Genomic DNA, 6392 nt, shown 5'->3' with positions numbered 1-6392 from the left:
CGCTGGCGGGGCGGTCTTCGCTGGTCATGCGGGCGAGACGGTCCTCGGTCAGCGGATGGCTCGCCAGGATCGTCGCGAAGCTGGAGCCGCCCTCCTTGCCGGTGATGCGGAACATCAGCTCTGCCGCGGGCTTCGGCGAGCGGCCGAGCTTGTGCATGATTTCGATCGCGAACGTATCGGCGGCCGTCTCGGCCTCGCGCGAATAGGAGGCTTCGACCACGCTGCGCGAGGCGAAGATCACGGCGGAGGAGCCGGTCACGTCGCCGAACAACAGGCCGATCAGGAACGAGGTGCCGCCGTTGTAGATCAGGCCGCGCATGTTGTCGTGATGCTTGAGATGGCCGAGCTCGTGGGCAAGGATGCCGGCAAGCTCGTCGGGATTGTCGGCCTTGTCGAGCAAGGCACTCAGCACGTAGACCTTGCCGCCCGGTAGCGCGAACGCATTCGGCACCGAAGTTCGCAGCACGCCCGCCGTCATGGCATCGTCGTCGAGGCCGGCGGCGTCGCGCAGGCGGTTGACGAGCTTGCGGAATGCCGCCTGACCGGCCGCGTCATTGCAGGCCTGGCCGCGAAAGATCGTTTTCACCTGCACCTCGGACGCATCGCCGATGCGCCGCTCGATCGGTTTCGGCACCAGCGGCGCCAGTCGGTCCGCGGCCAGCGGCACGCCGAACAGCACGACGCAGACGATGGAGACGGCGGCCGCAACCGACCAGCCCACGATTTTTGCAACACCGCGACCGGTGGTCTGGTGCTCGTCGATCCCAGGACAGCGTGCGATGAGAGCTGCGCCGAAAGCTAAATCGCGAATTTCGAGCCGCGCCAGCGGCGGTGCAGAGGTCGAGGTCAGGCGCAGGATGCCGGCCGGACTGTCGGCGCGGCGGATGTCGTCAAAGGCCCAGCGTGTAACGACTGCGCCTGCCTGGGCTTCGCCCGGCTCGGCGATCTCAAGGGCGTCACCGAGCGTGAGCATGACCTGGCGCCGCCGGCTCGACAGGCCGTCAAAGAAGATCGCCTTCTGTCCAGACCCGGACTCGGAGCCGGGCTCGGCGGTCACATCGCTCACGATCTAGAATCCCGCGACATCGAGACCATCGGCAAAACCTTCGCCAAGCGCGCTGGCGAGCTCGCCGCTGGCGCGGACATCGGCCGCCGCTCCGATATCATGCACCGCGACGGTCTCCAGCACCTGGGCCCAGAGATCGCGCTGCAGATAGACACGCATGATGATGTTCATGGCAAGGGCCAGCGCGAAATAGCCGATCACCATCATGGCCAGCATCGGAATGCTCTTGGCGGCGTGGCCCGGCCCGAACAGCTGCTCGGCCGGCACGCCGCTGAGCTTGACGACGAGTATGGTGGCGCCGCCGACATAGAAGCCGAACAGTGTCGAGAGCAGCATCCACCAGCCGACCATCTTCCAGTAGAGGCCGTAAAAAGCATTGTGCGGCAGGTCCGAGGACAGGCTGACGCCGCCGATGCGGATGCCGTTCAGCCACCAACGCCATTCGCGCGCCTTGAACTCGGCATAGAAGAACGGCGCGAGCGGGAAGATCACCACCGCGATCGGGCTGAGCAACCACAGCCACCAGCCGCGCTTGAAGAATTCCCAGCCGCGACCTTCGAAGTCGCCCTGCAAATCGCCGAAATGCGTGTGCTGCATCTTGTAGCGCTCCAGCGACGCCTCGCGCCACGGCAGCGCCAGGCCGAGCGTCAGGAACACCAGGAGGCCCCACAACATCGCGCGAAACGAATAGGCCCAGCCGGAGCCGTCCATCCAGAAGCGCACGCCACGCCAGACCGTCCGCGTCAATCGATAGCGTCGCGCGCGAAAGATCGCGAACTGGCCGAACGCATAGAACGAGATGAACAGCGGCGTCGAGGCAAAGCCCTGCCAGCGCTCGAACTCGATGCCGATGAGGAAATAGGCGAGATAGATCGGCACCAGGATCGCGAGCGCGAACAGGAATCCGATCAGCAGCTCCTTGGCCCGGCCGGTGTATTCGGCGGCGTCGCCGTCGATGGACGTATTCGACCACAAATGGCGGCGGATGTCGGTGACGAGCCAGAACCGATAGAAGCCGAAGGTGACCAGCTCCAGCATCGCACCCTTAGTCACCATCTTGCGGAACGCGGTGCGGTCGCCGGTGAAATCGACCCGTGTGGGCGGCAGCGGCGGCGGGACTGGTTCGGAGGGACCAATGGGGGCCCATTGCATATCATTCACGGCAGCAACCTCGGGATGCGGGTCTGACCCGCTCAAACTATAGATCGGAGATTAGTCGATCCCCAAGATGGGCGGGTTCGATTTACCTCGGTTTCGAGCGAATTCTGACAGGATTTCATGACGAACCGCGTGCGCGAGGTCACGTTCGCCGATGTGCCGTAGCCCGAGGGACAACTGTCTTGCGGCAAAACTGCCGCTTGCTCCGAAGCACGTAACGCGTTGTAATTGTAGTCCAAATACCGCGTCGCAGAATTCACAAAAATCGCGCGGTCACGTCAGGGAGAACGGTCATGCATGGGACCATGGAGAGCGCGGCAAATCTCGACGCGTTGCGCGCGCGCGCGTTATCGCTTCCGCTGGCGCAATTCGATCCAGGTGACCCTGAGCTGTTCAGGACCGATACGTTCTGGCCGTATTTCGACCGGCTGCGCCGCGAAGATCCCGTGCACTATTGCAAGGATTCGATGTTCGGGCCGTACTGGTCGGTGACGCGCTACAACGACATCATGGAGATCGAGACCAATCATTCGGTGTTCTCCTCGGCCTCCGCGCTCGGCGGCATCACAATCCGCGACGTCGATCCCGATCTGCGCCGCGAGAGCTTCATCTCGATGGACCCGCCGCGCCATGCCGCGCAGCGCAAAACCGTGGCGCCGATGTTCACGCCGACGCATCTGGACAATCTCGCGCTCAACATCCGCAAGCGTTCGGCCGAATGCCTGGACAATTTGCCTGTAGGCGAGGTGTTCGACTGGGTCGACCAGGTCTCGATCGAGCTGACCACGCAGATGCTGGCGGTGCTGTTCGACTTCCCCTGGGACGACCGCCGCAAGCTGACGCGCTGGTCTGACATCGCCACCACCATCCCCGGTCCTGATGGGCTCGTCGCCACCGACGAGGAACGGATGGCCGAGCTTGGCGAATGCGCGGCCTATTTCTCGCGCCTCTGGAAGGAACGCGCCGAGCAGCCGCCGAAGAGCGACCTGCTCTCGATGATGGTTCACAGCGCGGCGACGCGCGACATGGACGCCAAGAACTTCCTCGGCAATCTCATCCTTTTGATCGTCGGCGGCAACGACACCACGCGCAACACCATGTCGGGCTCGATTTACGCGCTGAGCCAGTATCCGGAACAATATCGCAAGCTGCGCGAAAACCCCGCGCTGCTCGACAGCTTCGTGCCCGAGGTGATCCGCTGGCAGACGCCGCTGGCGCATATGCGCCGCACCGCGCTCACCGATTTCGAGTTCCGCGGCAAGCAGATCAAGAAAGGTGACAAGGTCGTGATGTGGTACGTCTCGGGCAACCGCGACGAGGAGGCCATCGAGAAGCCCTACGACTTCATCATCGACCGCGCCCGCCCGCGCACGCATCTCTCCTTCGGCTTCGGCATCCACCGCTGCGTCGGATTGCGGCTTGCCGAACTCCAGCTCAAGATTATCTGGGAGGAGATCCTGAAGCGGTTCGACCACATCGACGTGGTCGGCGAGCCGAAGCGGGTGTATTCGAGTTTCGTAAAGGGACTTGAAACCTTGCCGGTGAAGATTGCGGCGTGACGTAAGAAGACCCCCTCGCCCCGCTCGCGGGGAGAGGGTTGGGGTGAGGGGGAATCTCCGCGGGGACGGTGAGAGCCGAATCGCGGAGAGTCCCCCTCACCCGGAATCCGCGCTGCGCGCGCATTCCGGCCTCTCCCCGCAAGCGGGAGAGGCGAAGAGAAACGACACTGGAGCGACTGCCCATGAACATTCAGACCCCGGTCAAGAGCGACAAGGCCGAACGCATGCGGCGCGCCCGCGAGGAGGCCTATGCGACGCCGCTGAAGAATTTTCATCCGGGCGCACCGAGGCTGTTCCAGGACGACACGCTGTGGCCGTGGTTCGAGCGGCTGCGCAAGGAAGAGCCGGTGCATTACTGCACCAACGCGCCGATCGAGCCGTACTGGTCGGTGGTGAAGTACAACGACATCATGCATGTCGACACCAACCACGGCATCTTCTCCTCTGATTCGACGCTCGGCGGTATCTCGATCCGCGACGTGCCTGAGGGCTACGATTGGCCGAGCTTCATTGCGATGGACCAGCCAAAACACTCCTCGCAGCGCAAGACCGTGTCGCCGATGTTCACGCCGACACATCTGGACGAGCTGGCAAAGCTGATCCGGCAACGCTCGCAGACCGTGCTGGACAATCTGCCGCGCAACGAAACCTTCAATTTCGTCGAGCGGGTCTCGATCGAGCTGACGACGCAGATGCTGGCAACCCTGTTCGACTTCCCCTGGGAGGAACGGCGCAAGCTGACGCGCTGGTCCGACGTCTCGACCGCGCTGCCCAAGAGCGGCATCGTCGCCTCGGCCGAAGAGCGCCGCCGCGAGATGGACGAGTGCTACGCCTACATGTCGAAGCTGTGGAACGAGCGCGTCAACTCGGCGCCGCGCAACGATTTGCTGTCGCTGATGGCCCATAACGACGCGACGCGCTTCATGGACCCCGACAATCTGATGGGCAACATCATCCTGCTCATTGTCGGCGGCAACGACACCACGCGCAACACCATGACCGGCTCGGTGCTGGCGCTGAACGAGAACCCCGAGCAATACGACAAGCTCCGCGCCAATCCTGCGCTGATCGACACCATGGTGCCCGAGGTGATCCGCTGGCAGACGCCGCTGGCGCATATGCGCCGCACTGCACTTGCGGATACCGAGATCAACGGCAAGCACATCAAGAAGGGCGACCGCGTCGTGATGTGGTACGTCTCCGGCAACCGCGACGAGGAGATGATCGAGCGGCCGAACGACTTCATCATCGACCGCGCGCGCCCTCGCACGCATCTGTCCTTCGGCTTCGGCATCCACCGCTGCGTCGGCATGCGGCTCGCGGAGTTGCAACTGCGGATCGTCTGGGAAGAAATGCTGAAGCGCTTCGACCGCATCGAGGTGGTGGGGGAGCCGAAGCGGATCTATTCCAGCTTCATCAAGGGCTATGAGTCGCTGCCGGTGCGGATTCCGGGGTAAGTCGTCATGCCCCGCGAAGGCGGGGCATCCAGTACGCCGCGGCTTATCGGCTCAAGCACTGCGGCCTCTGGAATACTGGATTGCACACCTTCGCGGGCAATGACAGCGGTGGGTGAGGCGCCACCCTGCCCGGCTATAAAATTCCGGCATGACAGGTCGCGCCAGATGCGAAGACAACGCAGCGCCTGACTGTTCTACGACACGGGTCGCATCTAACTCAATTTGATGTCCCACACGCCTTCCTTGCGGCAGGCGGCGACTTCCTCGCGCAGGAGTGCGGTGACGGCCAGTGAGGCCGTCGAGGCCGGGCGGTCGATCGGAGAGGCGAATATGAGCTCGCGGGTCATCGGCTTGGACACCATTGCCGTTTCGAGCCTGCCGTCGGCGACCTCGCCACGGACCGACGACGGTGGCAGCAGCGCGAAGCCGAGGCCTTCCTCGACGAGGCTCGTCAGCACCCGGAACGAATCCGCCTCGAGCTGGACGTTGAGCTTGATCTTGCGTTGGGCTGCGGCGTGCTCGATCAGCGCGCGGAGGCCGTGGGAATGACTGGGCAGCACGAGGCGCTGCCGCAGCAGCCAGCCGATATCGACGCTCTTCTTGCGCGCAAGGCCGCAGCCGCGCGGGCCGACCGCGACGATGTTGTCGCGTCCCAGGCTCTGCACATTGAGGTGCAGATCGGCGGAACGGCCGTAGAGTATGGCGAGATCCATCTCGCCGCGATGCAGCCATTCGACGATATGGCCGCTGTAACTCTCGACGATGCGCAGCGAGATGCCGGGATATCTTTCGACGCAGCGCCGCGCAAAGCGTGCCGACAGCACGCAGCTGACGGTTGGAACCAGGCCGAGCACGACCTGCCCGGACGGCGGTCCCTTGGCCGACTGGATGTCGTCGCGGATCTGGTCGATCTGCCGCACGATGCCGGAGGTGCGCGCGAGCAGCAGGCGGCCGGCCTCCGTCAGCACCATGCCGCGGCCGTTGCGGGTGAACAGTTCCGTGCGCAGCTCGTGCTCCAGGAGCTTGATTTGCCGCGACAGCGCCGGCTGCGCCACGCGCAGCGTATCGGATGCCTTGGAAAGGCTACCGAGCTCCGCCACGCAACTGAAGGTCCTGAGCTGCCGGAAATCCATGCTTGCCAATCCTGGAAGG

Annotated in this window: 5 protein-coding genes; 2 read left to right on the top strand and 3 right to left on the bottom strand. The window is 63.9% G+C overall.

Annotation, left to right across the window (positions count from 1 at the left end; genetic code table 11):
- A partial coding sequence (locus Q0687_RS23935) for a M48 family metallopeptidase (RefSeq protein ID WP_298882245.1) occupies window positions 1–1066 on the bottom strand: 1066 nt, incomplete at its 3' end.
- Between the two features lie 3 nt (window positions 1067–1069).
- The gene (locus Q0687_RS23930; protein WP_298882242.1) at window positions 1070–2227 is read right to left on the bottom strand and encodes a YjgN family protein; all 1158 of its coding nucleotides are present in this window, start codon (window positions 2225–2227) and stop codon (window positions 1070–1072) included.
- A 290-nt stretch (window positions 2228–2517) separates the two neighbouring features.
- On the opposite strand from Q0687_RS23930, the gene Q0687_RS23925 reads away from it, so the two are divergent.
- Together Q0687_RS23925 and Q0687_RS23920 are read left to right on the top strand one after the other, a co-directional pair.
- Window positions 2518–3783, top strand: coding sequence for a cytochrome P450 (locus tag Q0687_RS23925; RefSeq protein ID WP_298882239.1), 1266 nt, complete (start codon window positions 2518–2520; stop codon window positions 3781–3783).
- A 182-nt stretch (window positions 3784–3965) separates the two neighbouring features.
- Window positions 3966–5240, top strand: a complete 1275-nt coding sequence (locus Q0687_RS23920) for a cytochrome P450 (protein ID WP_298882236.1) — start codon at window positions 3966–3968, stop codon at window positions 5238–5240.
- Between the two features lie 212 nt (window positions 5241–5452).
- Here Q0687_RS23920 and Q0687_RS23915 read toward each other — a convergent pair whose 3' ends face one another.
- On the bottom strand, window positions 5453–6373 hold the full coding sequence (locus Q0687_RS23915; protein WP_298882235.1) for a LysR substrate-binding domain-containing protein: 921 nt from the start codon (window positions 6371–6373) through the stop codon (window positions 5453–5455).
- Between the last annotated feature and the right edge of the window lie 19 nt (window positions 6374–6392).

This window comes from uncultured Bradyrhizobium sp. (assembly GCF_936928535.1).
Classification (GTDB): Bacteria; Pseudomonadota; Alphaproteobacteria; order Rhizobiales; family Xanthobacteraceae; genus Bradyrhizobium.
Note: the sequence above shows the minus strand (reverse complement) of the source record. Positions and strands in the feature narration are given on the sequence as shown.

Coding starts and splice junctions, on each gene's coding strand:
- Q0687_RS23925 (WP_298882239.1), top strand. CDS start 2,518: ATGCATGGGACCATGGAGAGCGCGGCAAATCTCGACGCGTTGCGCGCG.
- Q0687_RS23920 (WP_298882236.1), top strand. CDS start 3,966: ATGAACATTCAGACCCCGGTCAAGAGCGACAAGGCCGAACGCATGCGG.
- Q0687_RS23915 (WP_298882235.1), bottom strand. CDS start 6,373: ATGGATTTCCGGCAGCTCAGGACCTTCAGTTGCGTGGCGGAGCTCGGT.